This window comes from [Mannheimia] succiniciproducens MBEL55E, from assembly GCF_000007745.1.
GTDB lineage: Bacteria > Pseudomonadota > Gammaproteobacteria > Enterobacterales > Pasteurellaceae > Basfia > Basfia succiniciproducens.
The window spans coordinates 904,563-922,114 of record NC_006300.1; the positions used below are offsets into that span (position 1 = coordinate 904,563).

General features: G+C 42.8%; 14 protein-coding genes. 8 read left to right on the forward strand and 6 right to left on the reverse strand.

Translation table 11 applies throughout. The features are described 5' to 3' along the window. Positions 1-5 precede the first annotated feature (5 nt). A complete protein-coding gene (gene pcnB / locus MS_RS04300) occupies positions 6-1,316 on the reverse strand; it encodes a polynucleotide adenylyltransferase PcnB (RefSeq protein WP_406714288.1) in 1,311 nt (436 codons plus the stop codon). 341 nt (positions 1,317-1,657) lie between these two features. Beyond that, positions 1,658-2,107 carry an RNA polymerase-binding protein DksA gene (gene dksA, locus MS_RS04305; protein WP_011200104.1) on the reverse strand — a complete coding sequence of 150 codons (450 nt, stop codon included), beginning with the start codon at positions 2,105-2,107 and terminating at the stop codon, positions 1,658-1,660. 533 nt (positions 2,108-2,640) lie between these two features. Here dksA and MS_RS04310 point away from each other — a divergent pair. The 7 genes from MS_RS04310 (at position 2,641) to uvrC (ending at position 11,657) form a co-directional block, all read left to right on the forward strand. Next, a complete protein-coding gene (locus tag MS_RS04310; RefSeq protein WP_102030670.1) occupies positions 2,641-5,058 on the forward strand; it encodes a DNA internalization-related competence protein ComEC/Rec2 in 2,418 nt (805 codons plus the stop codon). 74 nt (positions 5,059-5,132) lie between these two features. Beyond that, positions 5,133-6,881: a lipid A ABC transporter ATP-binding protein/permease MsbA gene (gene msbA / locus MS_RS04315; protein WP_041640174.1), complete on the forward strand. Its 1,749-nt coding sequence runs from the start codon at positions 5,133-5,135 to the stop codon at positions 6,879-6,881. Between the two features lie 268 nt (positions 6,882-7,149). Beyond that, entirely contained in the window at positions 7,150-8,127 is a 978-nt protein-coding gene (gene lpxK, locus MS_RS04320) for a tetraacyldisaccharide 4'-kinase (protein ID WP_041639671.1), read from the forward strand. Then, the gene (locus MS_RS04325; protein WP_011200111.1) at positions 8,117-8,302 is read left to right on the forward strand and encodes a Trm112 family protein; all 186 of its coding nucleotides are present in this window, start codon (positions 8,117-8,119) and stop codon (positions 8,300-8,302) included. The genes lpxK and MS_RS04325 overlap by 11 nt, the downstream gene beginning before the upstream one ends. Next, positions 8,299-9,078: a 3-deoxy-manno-octulosonate cytidylyltransferase gene (gene kdsB / locus MS_RS04330; RefSeq protein ID WP_011200112.1), complete on the forward strand. Its 780-nt coding sequence runs from the start codon at positions 8,299-8,301 to the stop codon at positions 9,076-9,078. The genes MS_RS04325 and kdsB overlap by 4 nt, the downstream gene beginning before the upstream one ends. Before the next feature lie 18 nt (positions 9,079-9,096). Further along, complete coding sequence (locus tag MS_RS04335) at positions 9,097-9,741, forward strand: YidB family protein (RefSeq protein ID WP_011200113.1); 645 nt, start codon at positions 9,097-9,099, stop codon at positions 9,739-9,741. A gap of 89 nt (positions 9,742-9,830) precedes the next feature. Next, complete coding sequence (gene uvrC, locus MS_RS04340) at positions 9,831-11,657, forward strand: excinuclease ABC subunit UvrC (protein ID WP_011200114.1); 1,827 nt, start codon at positions 9,831-9,833, stop codon at positions 11,655-11,657. Between the two features lie 64 nt (positions 11,658-11,721). Here uvrC and MS_RS04345 read toward each other — a convergent pair whose 3' ends face one another. Then, on the reverse strand, positions 11,722-12,546 hold the full coding sequence (locus MS_RS04345) for a DNA ligase (protein WP_041639673.1): 825 nt from the start codon (positions 12,544-12,546) through the stop codon (positions 11,722-11,724). Between the two features lie 261 nt (positions 12,547-12,807). Between MS_RS04345 and MS_RS04350 the strand changes: the two genes are divergently transcribed. Next, a complete protein-coding gene (locus tag MS_RS04350) occupies positions 12,808-13,956 on the forward strand; it encodes a 5-methyltetrahydropteroyltriglutamate--homocysteine S-methyltransferase (RefSeq protein WP_011200118.1) in 1,149 nt (382 codons plus the stop codon). Between the two features lie 109 nt (positions 13,957-14,065). Here MS_RS04350 and MS_RS04355 read toward each other — a convergent pair whose 3' ends face one another. From MS_RS04355 to MS_RS04365, 3 genes are all read right to left on the reverse strand, one after another. Then, the gene (locus tag MS_RS04355) at positions 14,066-14,929 is read right to left on the reverse strand and encodes a DUF808 domain-containing protein (RefSeq protein WP_011200120.1); all 864 of its coding nucleotides are present in this window, start codon (positions 14,927-14,929) and stop codon (positions 14,066-14,068) included. 73 nt (positions 14,930-15,002) lie between these two features. Next, entirely contained in the window at positions 15,003-16,763 is a 1,761-nt protein-coding gene (gene ycaO, locus MS_RS04360) for a 30S ribosomal protein S12 methylthiotransferase accessory factor YcaO (RefSeq protein ID WP_011200121.1), read from the reverse strand. A gap of 63 nt (positions 16,764-16,826) precedes the next feature. After that, positions 16,827-17,540, reverse strand: coding sequence for a methyltransferase domain-containing protein (locus MS_RS04365; protein WP_011200122.1), 714 nt, complete (start codon positions 17,538-17,540; stop codon positions 16,827-16,829). Between the last annotated feature and the right edge of the window lie 12 nt (positions 17,541-17,552).

Below are 17,552 nucleotides of genomic sequence, written 5' to 3' on the forward strand. Positions count from 1 at the left end.
TATAATTATGGGTTAGTTGCCGTTTTAACTTTGGGTTTACGCCGGCGGGGACGATAGAATTTTTTCTTGCCTTGAGGATGTTGTTTATCCTGTTCTTTTACCAATGCCGAGCGTTGCTCATCGGTACTTAGTTGATATTCATGCCACCAGGCGGAAAGCTCAATGGCTTCACCGCCCTCAATTTCGGCGCGCATCGCCAATAAATCAAAGGCGGCGCGGAATTTATTATGTTCCATGGTACGTTCCGGCGCTTTGCCGTTACGTTTTAGTAGTTGTAACTGTAAAAACCAAATATCCCGAATGGTTGCCGTATGACGACGGGGAGCCGCTAAGTTTTTACAGAACAAATCTAAAATTTCATTGCTTGCTAAGGCATAAGCGTCATGGTTATTTAATCCGCCTTCATTTTTGAGAATTTCCACTTTTTCACGCAGCGGATACCAAAAAAATGCGGCGAATAAAAACGCAGGATTCACCCGGAGTTTGTCGGCGATCCGTTCATCGGTAGAAGTTAGCGCAGTGAGGATCATTCGCTCCGCAAAACTGTCGCCGCGTTCGGTGAAATAAGGCATTAGCGAAGGGAAAAGCTGCTCGAATAAGTGGTATTCACGTAACAGATTATAGGTTTTTACCCCTTGCCCGGATTGCAGTAATTTTAAACTTTCGTCGAATAGACGCGCCGGCGGAATGTTTTTTAACAAATGGGCGAGTTTACGAATATGAGGGGCACTCGATTTATCCAAGAACATATCTAATTTAGCCATGAAACGAATGGATCGTAACATACGCACGGGATCTTCCTGATAACGGGTAACCGGGTCGCCGATAAGACGCAACTTACCCGCTTTGAGATCCTCTATTCCGTTAAAGTAATCATAAACTAAATTATCTTTCGGGCTGTAATAAAGAGCATTAACGGTGAAATCCCGGCGCTCGGCATCCTGTTCTAAGGTACCGTAAACATTGTCGCGCAGCAACATTCCTTCTTCACTTTGTTTTGAAGCGTTTTCATTTTCAATATCGCTATGGTTCGCCCGGAATGTCGCTACTTCAATAATATCTCGGCCGAACATAATATGAGCCAGACGGAAACGGCGCCCTACCAAGCGGCATTGACGCTGAAAAATTGCCTGAATTTGATCCGGGCGTGCATTGGTTGCCACATCAAAATCTTTGGGTTTTTTATCCAATAATAAATCGCGCAAACAACCGCCGACTACATAAGCCTCATAACCGTTACGGTTTAATTTTTCCACTACGGACAGTGCATTTTTGCTGATCATTCGCGGATTAATGCCTAACAGATTGGCTCTGATGGCAAATTTATTTAAAGTGCGGTGTGTTTTATGGGATTTTTTATTCGGTGTTTTTGTATGATGAGCGTGAGGCCGTTCGAGTTTGGTTTCCGCTCGAGCGGTTTTTTTTATGTTGCTTGATTCTGTTGCCTGTTTTTTAGATTTTTTAGTAAACAGGTTTTTTATGTAAGTGAAAATAATTCGCCTCGTTTAGGTATCTAAAATGAGAAAAAGCTTTCGCCTTTAATGATGAAAGCTATCTGAAAAAAGGAAATAATTATACTAAAAAGTCCATTTCCTTCAATACCTATATCCCCCGAAACAGGGGGATATGTGCTTAAAATATACAGCAATGTGAAAATTTAATAGCCCATTTGTTTTTCACGCACTTCCGCAAGAGTTTTGCAATCAATGCAAAGGTCTGCAGTCGGACGGGCTTCTAAACGGCGGATACCGATTTCAACACCGCAGGAATCGCAATAACCGAAATCTTCGGTTTCTAATTTTTTTAACGTGCTTTCGATTTTTTTCATTAGTTTACGTTCGCGATCACGGGTACGTAATTCCAAGCTGAATTCTTCTTCTTGTGTCGCACGATCGGCAGGATCCGGGAAATTGGCCGCTTCGTCTTGCATATGACTCACAGTACGAGTGGTTTCTTGGATAATTTGATTGCGCCAGGCTTCCAAGATTTTTTTGAAGTGAAGCAGTTGCGCTTCATTCATATATTCTTCGCCTGCTTTTTCTTTGTAAGGCTCCACACCGGCTAAAGCTAAAAGGCTTAAGGACGCTTTATTTGTGTTTGTAGTCATATTGATCTCCTAATATAAATCATCCATTTAATCTAAACTGCGCAGAACCGAGATTCAGGAAAAATCAACATTCGGCAAATAGTTCAGGAAAATTGAATATAGGGTCTGTTTATAAAAGATAAACAAACGATTTTCAACGCAGAGTCGGCGAAAAATAAGCTCGTCCCTTCGGGTTGTGCCTAAAATAGCCACATGCGTTGTTGTAAAACTTGTTAATAGGACTGCTATTCACCGCGCTTTACACCTAGCCTGTGGCTATTTTAGGCGATAACGCAACCGGTTATAGTTATAAAAGATAAACAGCCCCTAACACAATACCTCTAAATTTTGTTCGGGTATTTTGAAAGGCGATATAAATAGCAGAACTTTTGCCATTTGGCAAATAAATTTACCTGAACTGATGTAAATTTTAACGAATTTATTTTCTTTATGTGAGCTGGAACACAAAAATAATCAATGTAGCTTGGTGCAAAAACGGCTTTATTTTAATGTCTTCCGATTCATATTGATGATTCGTTGGAAGATAAAATTTGATGAAATTGGACTTATTTTTATTTTGTTTTATTGTCAATACGTTATGTTTACTGGTGTTGCCCGAATCTTTTTTATTGGATTTTCCGCTGTTTTTACATTTTCTTTTTCCGCTTGTCATTGCGGCTTTTATTTATTGGTTCAAATACCGACGGTTATGGCGCGGCTTTTATTATTTATTTTGTGGGTTGATTGCCGTTTTTTATATTCATTTCCAGGCTTTGTCGCTATTTCGGGCGGCGGACGGAGTGAAATATCTACCGGCAAAGGTGCAAACGGATTTTGTTATTGATGAAATCCTTTATCAGCGGGATTATCGGAATATTATTGTTAAAGCGCAATTAGCGCCGGAATTCAAACCTCAGCGTATTTATGTAAACTGGCAAGCGGATCAAGCGGTTAAAACGGGGGAAAAATGGCGGGGCGAGTTGCATTTGAGGGCCGTTTCTTCCCGTTTGAATTACGGTGGTTTTGATAAACAGAAATGGTATTACGCCCAAGGAATTACCGCTTGGGCGAAGGTAAAAAGTGCGGTCAAAATTTCGGAAGATTTATCATTACGCCAACAATTATTTAATCATTATCTCGCGCAGACTGAACGCCTTCGGCAGCAGGGACTATTAATGGCACTTGCTTTTGGCGAGCGGGCTTGGTTGCAGGAAGATGTGTGGCAGATTTACCGGAAAACCAACACCGCTCATCTGATTGCCATATCCGGATTACATATTGGCTTGGCGATGTTGCTGGGCATGGGCGTGGCCAGATTGATTCAGTTTTGCTTGCCGACCCGCTATATTTCGCCTTATTTCCCGATGTTGAGCGGGCTGGTATTCGCCGCCGTTTATGCGGGACTTGCGGGCTTTGCCATTCCTACATTACGAGCCTTAATCGCGTTGGTTATTGTCAGCTTGCTTAAGTTGTTACGCGGTTATTGCAATGTATGGCAGTTATTTTTGCGCGTTATCGGCGTACTGTTTATATTTGATCCGTTAATGGTGCTATCAAATAGTTTCTGGCTGTCGGTTTGCGCGGTTTTTAGCCTGATTTTGTGGTATCAGATTTTTCCGTTAAATTTACTTGAATGGAAAGGCAAATCCGTGACAGACGGAAAATTCGCCTGGTTATTCGGTTTGATTCATTTGCAATTGGGTTTGTTTTGCCTGTTTAGCCCGATGCAGCTAATGACTTTTCAAGGGATTTCTTTAGCGGGCTTTTGGGCGAATTTAATTATTGTGCCGTTATTTAGCTTTTTATTGGTACCCGTTATTTTATTTGCCCTGTTTTCCAACGGCGCCTGGGAAAGCTGGCGGATAGCGGATTGGCTGGCGCAATGGTTTACGCATTTATTAAGTTATTTTCAGGATTATTGGATTGGGGTAAGCAACCAAACTTCGTGGTTGATTTGTTGTCTGTTATGCTTGTTATTGTTAACCGTAGTGCATTTTATTTATCCGTTGAAAAAACAAATTCCGGAAAAAAATGAATTATTAACGCAATTCAAAACTAAAAAAATTTCACTGAAAAGCGACCGCACTTTATCACCGGTTTTAAGAAAATATTTAGTTTCCGTTGCGACGCTCTTTTTAGCTTCAGGCGCGATGCTTTGGCTTTATCAGCAATGGCGGCAACCGGATTGGCGCTTCGAGACTTTAGATGTGGGGCAGGGGCTGGCGAATCTGATTGTAAAAGACGGACGCGCCGTCTTGTACGACACAGGAGCCGGCTGGAAAAACGGTAGCATGGCGCAGTCGGAAATTATTCCGTATTTGCAGCGACAAGGGTTGATATTAGAAAAGGTCATCTTGAGCCATGATGATAATGATCATTCGGGCGGAATTGCCGATATTTTGCAAGCTTATCCCAGTATTAATATTTTACAGCCTTCGATGGTAAATTATGAGAAAACCGAGCAAAATTCCTTCAATTTCGACCGCACTTTTTGCAAGCAAGGGCTGAATTGGCAATGGCATGGGCTGAATTTTCAGGTGCTAGCACCGGCTAAAATTGCAGAGCGAGCGAATAATACGGATTCTTGCGTATTATTAATTGATGACGGACAATACAAATTGCTGTTAACCGGCGATGCGGATTTGGCGGCGGAACAGCAGTTTGTAGCGCATTTGGGCAAAGTGAACGTCTTGCAGGTGGGACATCACGGCAGCAGAACATCCACGGGTGAAGCGCTGATAAAACAAATCAAGCCGGATTTCGCCCTGATTTCAGCCGGACGTTGGAATCAATGGGGTTTTCCTCATCCGGTTGTGACACAACGGCTGAAACGGCATAAAAGTGCGGTCTATAATACGGCATTTTCGGGACAGATTTCATTCGAGTTTTATCCGAATAAAATTGAGGTGAAAACCGCAAGAAGCAATTATCAGCCTTGGTTTCGGCAGATTGTAGGCGGCGAGCGGGATTGATATTTGGATCCTATTACAATATAGGTTACAATGCGCCAATTATTTTTTTGAGAAGATATACATTTATGCAAAAACTGCAAGAAAACGATCTGTCAACAAGCCAAACCTTTAAGCGCTTATGGCCGACTATCGCGCCTTTTAAAATCGGTTTAATTGCGGCCGCCGCCGCGTTAGTGTTAAACGCGTTGACCGATTCGGGCTTAATTTATCTGTTAAAACCCTTACTTGATGACGGTTTTGGTAAAGCGGATACCTCTTTTTTGAAATTGATGGCGGTGTTAGTCATCGTCTTTATTTTTATCCGCGGTATCACCAGTTTTATTTCAAGTTATTGCTTAGCCTGGGTCTCGGGCAAAGTGGTGATGACCATGCGTCGCCGGCTATTCAAACATTTGATGTATATGCCGGTGAGTTTTTTTGATCAAAACTCCACAGGGCGCTTGCTTTCCCGTATCACTTACGACAGCGAACAAGTGGCGAACTCATCGTCAAACGCGCTGGTAACCATTGTGCGTGAAGGCGCTTATATTATTTCGTTGTTAGCGGTAATGATTGCCACAAGCTGGCAGCTTTCCGTAGTGCTTTTCATTATCGGACCGGTTATCGCGGTGCTGATTCGTTTGGTGTCTAAAATTTTCCGTCGCTTGAGTAAAAATATGCAGAACTCAATGGGCGAATTAACGGCGACGGCGGAACAAATGCTGAAAGGACATAAAGTTGTGCTTTCGTTCGGCGGTCAGCAAATTGAAGAACAACGTTTTAACGAAGTCAGTAACGATATGCGCCGTAAAGGCATGAAAATGGTGGTTGCCGATGCTATTTCGGATCCGATTGTACAAATTATTGCTTCATTGGCGTTATCGGCGGTGCTTTATTTGGCTACCATCCCAAGTATTATGAGTCAAAATCTGAGTGCCGGCTCGTTTACTGTTGTGTTTTCTTCCATGCTGGCGATGTTGCGCCCGTTAAAATCCCTCACCAATGTGAACTCTCAATTCCAACGCGGTATGGCGGCCTGCCAAACCCTGTTTGATATTCTGGACCTTGATACCGAGAAAGATAAGGGTAAATATGAAGCGGAGCGGGTGAAAGGCGACGTGAGCTTTAAAGATGTGAGTTTTACTTATCAGGGTAAAGATCAACCGGCGCTAAAACATCTGTCTTTTGACATTCCTCACGGTAAAACCTTTGCTTTAGTGGGGCGTTCCGGTTCGGGAAAATCCACTATCGCTAATTTAGTGACCCGTTTTTACGATATCAATCAGGGCGAAATTCTACTTGATGGCGTTAACGTGCAGGATTATACCTTATCTAATTTGCGTACCCATTGTTCCGTGGTTTCACAACAGGTGCATTTATTCAACGATACCATTGCCAATAACATTGCTTATGCGGCGAAAGACAAATACAGCAGGGAACAAATTATTGCGGCGGCAAAAGCGGCGCATGCAATGGAGTTTATTGAGCCTTTAGAAAACGGCTTGGATACCGTAATCGGCGAAAACGGTGCGAGTTTATCGGGCGGTCAACGCCAGCGTTTAGCTATCGCCCGCGCCTTATTGCGCGATTCGCCGGTGCTGATTCTTGACGAAGCCACATCCGCATTGGATACGGAATCCGAACGGGCTATTCAGGCGGCGTTGGAAGAATTGCAAAAAGACCGCACGGTACTTGTTATTGCACATCGCCTTTCTACGATTGAAAAAGCGGATGAAATTCTGGTTATTGATCACGGCGAGATCTGTGAGCGCGGTAGCCATGAAGAATTACTGGCATTGAACGGTGCTTATAAACAGCTGCATAAAATGCAGTTTAACGGCTAGTTGCCGTCATAATAAAAAAAGTGCGGTCGTTTTTTGTTGATTTTTAATAAATAGAGCTGTGTTTTTTTTATTAATAAAACCATATTAACGTAGGGTGGGATTTATCCCACCAATATAGTAATTAATTGTTATAAACAGCGGGATAAATTCTCCTGCAACAGAGCTCAAATTTAAGGACTTTTAGGATTTATCGGTGTTAGAGCCTATATTTTTTATATCCTTATCCCCATTTTAACGGGCTGGCGCCCTCCATACCGGGATGTTGAAGATGAAATTTTGGTATACTAAATCTTGGATTGCTTATCTGTTACTCCCTTTTTCTTTTCTTTTTTGGCTGGTGAGCCAATGTCGTCGTTGGCTTTTTCAAGCCGGTATCATAAAATCCTATCGTGCACCGGTTCCCATAGTGATTGTGGGTAATTTATCCGTCGGCGGCAACGGTAAAACACCGGTGGTTATTTGGCTGGTGAAAGCTTTGCAGCAAAATGGTTTACGCGTGGGCGTGATTTCCCGCGGTTATGGCAGCCAATCGGCGGTTTATCCTTTATTAGTCACGGAAAAAACCGATCCGCTGGAAGGCGGTGACGAGCCGGTATTGATCGCGCAAAGAACTCAGGTACCGGTATGTATTTCGGCAAACCGGCAACAGGCAATAGAATTGTTATTACAAACTCAGCCCTGCGATGTGATTGTCAGCGATGACGGTTTGCAGCACTACAAATTACAGCGGGATTTTGAAATTGTAGTTGTGGATGCGCAGAGAGGTTTCGGTAACGGCTTTGTTATGCCCGCCGGGCCTTTGCGGGAATTACCGAGCCGTTTGGATTCCGTAGATTTAGTGATTGCCAACGGTAAAGCTAACCGATACAGTCAAACGGTGATGACTTTAGCCGCCGACTACGCGGTTAATTTAGTGACAAAAGAAAAACGTTTATTGACAGAGTTTGAATCCGGCTCGGCCTTTGCCGGGATTGGTAATCCTCAACGTTTTTTTACTATGTTACAGGGCTTTGGTATTCAATTAAAACAAACTTATGAATTTCAGGATCATCAAAAATTCAGTGCGGAATTATTCGCAAAATTTTCAAAAAACGAACCGCACTTTATGACGGAAAAAGATGCGGTGAAATGTTTTCCCTTTGCCCGGGAAAATTGGTGGTATGTGCCTGTTGAGGCAAAAATAACCGGTCAAAGTGCGGTCAATTTTATTGAAAATATTGTAGAAAGGGTAAAAAATGGACAGTAGATTGCTTGAAATTATCGCCTGTCCCAGATGTCAGGGGCGGTTGCAATTAGATAAAGAAAATGAGCGTTTGATTTGCCGTTTTGAGCATATTGCGTTTCCGATCGTTCAAGGCATTCCCGTTTTATTAGTTGAAGAAGCCGTTTCTTTAGCGGAAGATCCTAAGGATATAACATGACAAATTTTACTGTAATTATTCCGGCTCGTTTTGCTTCAAGCCGTTTACCGGGTAAGCCCTTAGCGGATATTGCCGGCAAACCCATGATTATTCATGTGTTGGAAAAAGCGCGGTTATCGGGGGCGACAAGAGTAGTTGTGGCGACCGATAATGAAGAAGTAAAGCAAGCCGTCGAACAGTTTGGCGGCGAAGTATGTATGACTTCGGCAAAACACAATTCCGGCACCGAACGTTTAGCCGAGGTGGTGGAAACGCTTAATATTCCCGATGATGAAATTATTGTGAATATTCAGGGCGACGAACCTTTGATTCCGCCGGTTATCGTTTCGCAAGTTGCTGAAAATTTATGTAAATTTAAAGTAAATATGGCAAGTTTGGCAGTGAAAATTCATGAATCGGCGGAACTTTTTAACCCTAACGCCGTCAAAGTGCTGACCGATAAAGACGGCTATGTGTTATATTTCTCCCGAGCGCCGATTCCCTGGAATAGAGACGCCTTTGCAAGGCTCAACTCCGGCGAGTTAAAGCAGGAAGAATTAGACTTGGCGGATCATTATTTACGTCATATCGGTATTTATGCATATCGCGCGGGCTTTATTAAACAATATGTGCAATGGGAACCGAGCGCCTTAGAGCAAATCGAAAGCCTGGAACAGCTTAGAGTGCTTTGGTACGGGGAAAAAATTCACGTGGAGTTAGCGAAAGAAATTCCGGCTGTTGGCGTCGATACCGCAGAAGATCTTGAGAAAGTAAGAGCTATTTTATCAAATTTTTAAATTTTTAAGGAACAGACTATGTTAGATAAAATCATTGGTGCGGTAATTAGTAACGCATTGGGTGGTAATTCAACTAATAATTCATCAAATTCATCGCTGATCAGCAATGTGTTAGGTTCATTATTGCAATCCCAGGGAGGTATGGAAGGTATTTTCAATAAATTGCAGCAAGGCGGTTTGGATAATTTATTGGAGTCCTGGATTGGTACCGGCAGAAACCAACCGATGCAGGCAAACCAAGTCTCCGAAGTGTTTGGCGAAGATACTATTTCTAGTGTTGCCCGTCAGGCAGGGGTGCCTGCATCACAAGCGCAGGATATTTTATCCCAGGCTTTACCGCAAATTATTGATATGCTTACACCGAACGGTCGTGAAGGCGGGGTGAGAACAGACAGCCTAACTCAGGCGACTCAACAGGTTCAGCAGGATAACGGATTTGGTTTAGACGATTTAATCGGCGGTGTATTGGGCAGTGTGTTAGGCGGTGGTCAACAACAATCCGCACAACCTGAACAACAACGTTCTCAGGGCGGATTAGAGGATTTATTAAGCCAAATGCTGAATACTCAAACCCGTTCCAGCCGCACGCCTACGGCAAGTACAAATGATGAATTGGCGCAGGATATCGGTTCGATTTTAGACGGTTTCTTTAAACAACGTTAATCGCTGTTTTATGAAAATAAGGCATGAACATAGTTCGTGCCTTATTTTTTTGGTAGGATTAGAGAAAAATTATTACAGAAAAATTTGTTATGTTTGATTCCAAAAAATTTCTCGCCAATGTGACCCACGATCCGGGCGTTTATCGTATGTTTGATGATAAAGATACGGTGATTTATGTGGGCAAAGCTAAGGATTTAAAAAAACGGCTATCAAGCTATTTTCGCGCCAACTTAAGCAGTAAGAAAACGGAAGCGCTGGTGGCCTCCATTTGCCGTATCGAAACCACGATCACCACTTCCGAAACGGAAGCGTTATTACTTGAACATAACTATATTAAAACTTTTCAGCCGCGTTATAACGTATTATTAAGGGACGATAAATCCTACCCTTATATTTTATTAACAAAAGAACGCCATCCTAGAATTACCTCTCACCGGGGCAGCAAAAAGGTGACGGGTGAATATTTCGGGCCTTATCCACATGCCGGTGCGGTACGCGAAACCCTGTCTTTATTGCAGAAATTATTCCCTATTCGGCAATGTGAAAATTCCGTTTATGCCAACCGTTCTCGCCCTTGCCTGCAATATCAGATTGGTCGCTGTTTAGCGCCTTGCGTTTCGGGTTATGTTTCCGATGAAGAATACAATCAGCAAGTGGGTTATGCGCGTTTATTCCTACAAGGCAAAGATCAACAGGTCTTGGATCATCTGATTGGGAAAATGGAACGGGCAAGCCGAGCATTAAACTTTGAGGAAGCCGCTCGTTATCGGGATCAAATCCAGGCAGTACGTTCCGTTATTGAAAAACAATTCGTATCAAACGAGCGGTTGGACGATATGGATATTATTGCCATTGCCTATAAGTTAGGTATTGCCTGTGTTCATGTTTTATTTATTCGTCAAGGTAAAATTTTGGGTAACCGAAGCTATTTCCCTAAAGTGCCGGAGAATACTTCATTGTCCGAGCTGACGGAAACCTTTGTAGGGCAGTTTTATTTACAGGCTCATCAAGGGCGAACCATTCCGAACAGCATTATTGTAGATCGTAAATTGGAAGAAAAGGCGGAACTGGAAAGTCTGCTTACGGATCAAGCCGGTCGTAAGGTTAGTATTCAGGACAATATTAAAGGCAATAAGAGCAAATATCTGCATTTAGCGCAAATGAACGCTCAAGCGGCGTTAGCGCTGCAATTAAAGCAATCATCCTTGATTCATGAACGTTATAAGGAATTACAGCAACTACTGGGTATTGAAAAAATTCATCGTATGGAATGTTTCGATATCAGCCATACCATGGGACAGCAAACTATCGCATCTTGTGTAGTTTTTAACGAAGAAGGCCCGTTAAAGTCCGATTATCGCCGCTTTAATATTGAAGGTATTACCGGCGGTGATGACTACGCCGCCATGGAACAGGCGTTAAAAAAACGCTACGACAAAGATCTTGAGTTGGAAAAAATCCCTGACATCATTTTTATTGACGGTGGTAAAGGGCAGCTTAACCGTGCGTTAAAAGTATTCCATGAACTCCAGGTAAAATGGGATAAAAACCGACCGCATTTAATCGGTGTAGCAAAAGGTGTGGATCGTAAAGTGGGTTTGGAAACCCTGATTATCAGCAAACAAGAACGGGAAATCAATTTACCCGCAGACAGCCTTGCGTTGCATTTAATTCAGCATATTCGTGATGAGAGCCATAATCACGCCATTAGCGGCCATCGCAAAAAGCGGCAGAAAGCCTTTACCCAAAGCGGGCTGGAAACTATTGAAGGAGTAGGCGCAAAACGCCGCCAAGCGTTGCTTAAATATTTAGGCGGTATGCAAGGAGTGAAAAATGCCACTCAGGATGAAATCGCCTCCGTCCCCGGTATTTCCGTAGCATTAGCGGAGAAAATTTTTGAGGCGTTACATCATTAAATTTTCTCATCTAAAGTGCGGTAAAAAATCAGCGAATTTTCACCGCACTTTTCAGTATAAATTTTTATGGAGTCTCTTGCAGATCCTCTCGTTTTCGCCAATAAGTGGCGAATCTCGGTTTTCCGGTTTTGGTTAATCCCCGGTATTTATAGGTGATAACAGAGCCTACGGCCGGCGGATTTACGCGATCTTCCAATGTAAAACCCGAACCTATTCTGAATTTTCCCCGTTGATTTTTGCAAGTCAGCGCGCCCAATGCATTGGCGAATTGCCCCTTTCCTTTGTGATGCGCGATGACCGTACATTCTTCGTCTAAATGGGATTTTAATTTAAGGATTTGTGTGCTGCGCTTATTTTCATAAGGTGCATTGGGATTGCGCAGCACAACGCCTTCGCCTTTTTGGGTTTCAACTTGTTGCAAAAATTGCCGTACGTGATTTTTATCCCGAATCGGAATTTGTTCAATAATTTCAATATAAGAAGTGCGGTTTGTTTTCAGATAATTTTTTAATGTCGCCAGACGGGTAAATAAATCGCCCGGCGCTTCGGGTACGTCAAATACATAAAGTTTCAGCTTGTGCCAGCCTTTGTCTTGCTGTGAGCGGGTAATTGACGAAATTTCGGCAAATTGATCCCGTTGGCTGAATAATTCGCCGTCGATGGGAAACGGCGGAAAATTTTCAAGAAAATAATCGGGAGCGGCAAGAACGCCGCCTTGCCGGCTAATAAGTTGCTTTCCGTCCCAATAACCGCGAACGCCGTCTAATTTTTCGCTCATTACCCAGCCTGTAATATCCTGATTTTTATAATTTTCTAATAACATCAAAGCGGGTTCTTTGGCTTGTACAGGTAAAGCCGACAATAACAGAATCATTATCCGTTTTTTCATTTTTTATTTCTCCGAACAGAATCGGCATCATTTTATGCATCACTTTCGCGGTGAAAAGATCTTTTGAAAGAATTTGCGGTGAAGATCGATAAAATAGAAAAATTTTTCAAAAAAGTGCGGTCAAAATCCGGTATTTTTTGAATGGTAACGGATTTTTATGAATCCGTTTCATAATGGATAAGAAATATTTTCACCTCAGAAGGGGATAAAATTCTGTTAGAATCACTAAACATAAAATTTATTCATATAAGGAAAATAATAATGACAAAGTTATTCCCAAACGCAACAGTACGTACTTCGGCACCTTACCGTTTTGATATTGTCGGTAGTTTTTTGCGCTCCGACGCCATAAAATCCGCAAGAGCGGCTTGCGCCTGCGGTGATATTTCATGCGCCGATTTAACTCGGGCGGAGGATGCGGAAATCGCAAAATTAGTAGAACGGCAAAAATCCGTCGGTCTGCATGCGGTAACAGACGGCGAATTCCGTCGTACATTCTGGCATTTGGACTTTTTAGCCGGTTTAGACGGTGTGGAAGAAGTGGATGCCGAAAAGTTTTCCGTACAGTTCAAACATCATAATGTGCGCCCGAAAACCTTGAAAATTGTCGCTAAAGTGGATTTTTCGGAAAATCATCCTTTCGTTGAACATTTCCGTTCCGTAAATGAATTGGCAAAAGGCACCGAAGTGAAATTTACTATTCCTTCGCCTTCTATGCTGCATTTAATCACCAATGTGCGAGCGACAAATTATCAACCGATTCCCCGTTATGAAAATAACAACCAGCAATTATTGGATGACATCGCCGACGCTTACATTAAAGCAATGAATATTTTCTATAAACTGGGTTGTCGTAATCTGCAATTAGACGACACCAGTTGGGGTGAGTTTTGTGCGGAAGATAAACGCGCCGCTTATCAGGAACGGGGCTTTGATTTAGACCAAATCGCTAAGGACTACGTGTATATGCTCAATAAAATCGTGGACGCCAAACCAGCGCAGGATATTGCGATCACCATGCACATCTGCCGCGGTAATTTCCGTTCAACCTGGTTTTCGGCGGGCGGTTATGAACCCGTGGCGGAAATTTTATTCGGCAGCTGCCGGGTGGACGGTTTTTTCTTAGAATACGATTCTGATCGCGCCGGCGATTTTAAACCTTTACGTTTCATCAAGAATCAGCAAGTGGTACTGGGCTTGGTTACGTCGAAAGACGGCACATTGGAAAACCGTGAGGACATCATTAACCGCATTAAAGAAGCGGCGCAATATGTGGATATTAACCAGCTCTGTTTAAGCCCGCAATGCGGTTTTGCTTCGACGGAAGAAGGCAATATCCTAACGGAAGAACAGCAATGGGCAAAACTCAACTTTATTCGTGAAATTGCGGAAGAAGTCTGGGGTAAATAGGAGCTGTTTATAAAAGATAACCAGCCCCTGATTTTAAATAAAAAGTGCGGTCAAAAATTGACGATTTTTTTAGATAAAAATCCGTAAAATTTGACCGCACTTTTTTCAATTAATGGGCTTTTCTGCTGAATAATTTAAGTAAAGGCAGAATAACCGCGCAGGCGATGGCGCCGATAATCATGCCTGTCAGTCCTTCTACCAGCCAGGCAAGCTGATGATAAATCCGAAATTGTTCGACAAAGTGGTGAATTTCCGGTAGATAATGTACGAAAATACCGCCGCCGACCAAAAACATAGCGATAGTGCCGATGACGGACAATGATCGCATAAACCAAGGCATGATAAATAATAGAAACTCACCGGATTTTTGTGAAAATTTACCGTTTTTTCGAAGCAACCACAAACCGATATCATCAAGTTTAACGATCAATCCTACCAAACCGTAAACAAAAACGGTGATCCCCAAGCCAACGGCACTTAAGGTGAGAATTTTTGTGGAAATATCCGCCTGTTGAATACTGCCTAAGGCAATGATGATAATTTCGGCAGAGAGAATGAAATCGGTACGAACGGCGCCTTTGATTTTATCTTTCTCATCGCCGCTATCTTTTATTTCTTCATGTTGTTCCTGGCGGATAAATTTGTGTAGGAGCTTTTCTACACCTTCGAAACATAAATAGGCACCGCCCGCCATTAATAAAATATTAATGGCGGAAGGGAAGTAAACCGACAACAATAACGCCAGCGGAATGAGGATAACTTTATTTATCAGCGACCCGCGCGCAACGGAAAACACAACGGGTAATTCCCGTTCGGCGCCGATGTCTTTGCCGCTGACCTGATTTGCGTTTAAGGCTAAATCGTCGCTGATTAGACCTACGGTTTTTTTAGCCGCAACCTTAGTCATTACGGATACGTCGTCAAGTACCGAGGCGATATCGTCCAATAAAGTGAATAATGAGCTAAATGCCATAATTTATTTCCTAAATAAAATATTCAACTAAAAACGCACATTAAGCGTGCGTTTTACGTTTGTTGAAAAAGGTTTATTTCCAGTTTTCACGTTTTGCCGTTTGCAGTTTTTCGTATGCTTTTAAGAGCTTTTGATGTGCCTGAAATTTGTTTAAGTGCTCATCATCGGCTAATAAATCATAAAACGGATTACCGCCTTGAACGGCATTCCAGGCAAAATCTGCGGCGGTTTTACCATACATTTTTTCAAATACGTTGCGGTATTGTATCGGCGTACGCGATTCATCCAGAAATAATTCAAGGGTGCTGATTAAACAGCGGTAATAGTTTGCTCGTTCGGGAATGAAAACCGAACTATTCATGTTATATGTCCAGTTTGCCCATTCCAGCGCCATTTCTAAATCACCTAAGGCCAAATGCAGCATGGATTTTAATTCGCCCGTACGCAAAGTCACCCAGCCGGATTTCGGCGGCGGCACTAAACCGATGAATTCTCGCACACGGGTTGCATCGTCGATGGCTTGTTCGTCTAATTCTTCAAGCAGTTCCAGATAAGTTTCTTTATCGTGATGGAAGTGCGGTAAATCCAATAAGATTTCTCGCCACTCCATACCCATATTGTTATTCGCATAGATTAAATCGTCCGCCGGATAAATATCCGACATGCCGGGCACGATACTGCGACAGGCATAGACATCTAAGTGATTGTAATCCATGATATAAACTTCTTTTTTATCTTCGTTGAAGATATTCATTAAGTTGTCGTATTCTTCATGGCTGGTGCCGGAGAAATCCCAGTGTACAAAGTCGTAATCCGCTTCGTCTTTAAACAGATCCCAAGAGATTAAACCGCTGGAGTCGATAAAATGGGTTTCAAGATTTGCTAAATCCGCCACATCTCCATTATTAAAGGAAGGCGGCGAGAAGACGTCTAAATCTTTCAGACTACGCCCTTGTAATAATTCCGTTACCGTACGTTCAAAGGCTACCTGAAAATTCGGATGGGCGCCGAATGAAGCAAAGCAAGTGCCGTTATTCGGGTTTAATAAAATCACACAAATCACCGGATATTTACCGCCTAGCGAAGCATCATAAGCCAAAATAGGGAAACCTTCTTCCTCTAATTTGTTAATGGATGCGGCAATGGTCGGATATTGCTCTATAACTTCCTGAGGAATCGGCGGCAGACTGATAGCTTCTTTTAAAATACGGTTTTTTACATAACGTTCAAATACTTCCGACAAACCCTGTACGCGCGCTTCGTACTTAGTATTACCCGCAGACATACCGTTTGAGGCATATAAATTGGCAATAATGCTTTGCGGAATATAAACGGTTTGCTGATCCGATTGGCGTACATAAGGCATAGCGACAATGCCGCGATCGTAATTGCCGGATTGCAGATCCACTAATAATTCAGGAGTTAGTTCCCGATTCGGATCGAAATAATTCAATAGGAACTCGTCTAAAATCCCTTCCGGTAAGCTTGAATCATCTTCAATCGGGAACCATTTTTCAGTGGGATAATGGACGAATTCACCGTTGGCAAGATCTTGCCCTAAATAGTAATCGGAAAAGAAATAGTTGGTGGAAAGACGCTCAAAATATTCGCCTAATGCCGAGGCAAGCGCCGCTTTTTGGCTGCCGCCTTTACCGTTGGCAAAACATTGCGGGCAATCTTTATCGCGAATATGAACGGACCATACGTTTGGTACGGGGTTCAACCAAGAGGCTTCTTCAATATTAAAACCGAGTGCGGTCAGTTTTTGTTGAAATTTTGCGATACTGTCTTCCAGCGCAGCATCTTTACCGGGAATAAAAGTTTGTTCAGTCATGCTTTTCTCATCAGTTTAAAAGTTCCGTGCATAATAGAGAAGAACCGGAAGATGAGCAAGCGTTTATTCGTTAATCCGTTTGAAGGCGGCTTCCGGGCTGAAAACGTCTTCCTGATGGAACTGAATTTTCTGTGCCTGTGAACTGAGCGAACAGGTTCTTTTTTGGGCAATAATCACGGTTAACGGCGAAAAAAGGGAAAAATGCTGCCGGTGCTGAAGAGCAAGGTTTTCGCATTGTAAAATATCGAAATTAAGCAGCTCCAGCCAATCGATTATGAGCCAGGTCGGATATTGACGAAACGGGAATTTTTCATAAGGTGTTTGATGAAATTGCCGTTTAAACGCAAGGATGCTCAAGGGGTTGAATAAAGAAATAAACAGCAGTCCGCTTTCCGTAGTAACCCGGGTTATTTCCCGCAATAATCGGTGCGGATCGGCGCAAAAGTTTAAATTATTGGCAAGTAGGCAGGCATCGATAGATTCTTCAATTAACGGCAATTCCGTTACCTTGCTTCGTACGACGGAAGTGCAGGGGTGCAGGCAAAGTGCGGTCAGATTTTGCGGAATTTCGGGGCTGATAACAAGCTGATGGCGCATAGGCAAATCCAGTCCGATTTCCGCACTTAAGCCGCCGAGTTTCAGAATTTGGTCGCCCAAAATATTTGATAACCAATGGGAAAAATACCGGTTAAGTGCGTTACAATATAGCGTCCCGTTAGGGATTTGTTGCCAACTGGTCGGTAACTTAAGTTCTGTCGCGTGTTTGGCGTGCCACATATCATCACCTCA

Excerpts from the sequence above, each read along its gene's own strand:
- kdsB (WP_011200112.1), top strand. The coding sequence starts at position 8,299 with ATGACAAATTTTACTGTAATTATTCCGGCTCGTTTTGCTTCAAGCCGT.
- MS_RS04345 (WP_041639673.1), bottom strand. The coding sequence starts at position 12,546 with ATGAAAAAACGGATAATGATTCTGTTATTGTCGGCTTTACCTGTACAA.
- MS_RS04325 (WP_011200111.1), top strand. The coding sequence starts at position 8,117 with ATGGACAGTAGATTGCTTGAAATTATCGCCTGTCCCAGATGTCAGGGG.
- lpxK (WP_041639671.1), top strand. The coding sequence starts at position 7,150 with ATGAAATTTTGGTATACTAAATCTTGGATTGCTTATCTGTTACTCCCT.
- MS_RS04335 (WP_011200113.1), top strand. The coding sequence starts at position 9,097 with ATGTTAGATAAAATCATTGGTGCGGTAATTAGTAACGCATTGGGTGGT.
- MS_RS04310 (WP_102030670.1), top strand. The coding sequence starts at position 2,641 with ATGAAATTGGACTTATTTTTATTTTGTTTTATTGTCAATACGTTATGT.
- dksA (WP_011200104.1), bottom strand. The coding sequence starts at position 2,107 with ATGACTACAAACACAAATAAAGCGTCCTTAAGCCTTTTAGCTTTAGCC.
- MS_RS04365 (WP_011200122.1), bottom strand. The coding sequence starts at position 17,540 with ATGTGGCACGCCAAACACGCGACAGAACTTAAGTTACCGACCAGTTGG.
- uvrC (WP_011200114.1), top strand. The coding sequence starts at position 9,831 with ATGTTTGATTCCAAAAAATTTCTCGCCAATGTGACCCACGATCCGGGC.
- MS_RS04350 (WP_011200118.1), top strand. The coding sequence starts at position 12,808 with ATGACAAAGTTATTCCCAAACGCAACAGTACGTACTTCGGCACCTTAC.
- ycaO (WP_011200121.1), bottom strand. The coding sequence starts at position 16,763 with ATGACTGAACAAACTTTTATTCCCGGTAAAGATGCTGCGCTGGAAGAC.
- MS_RS04355 (WP_011200120.1), bottom strand. The coding sequence starts at position 14,929 with ATGGCATTTAGCTCATTATTCACTTTATTGGACGATATCGCCTCGGTA.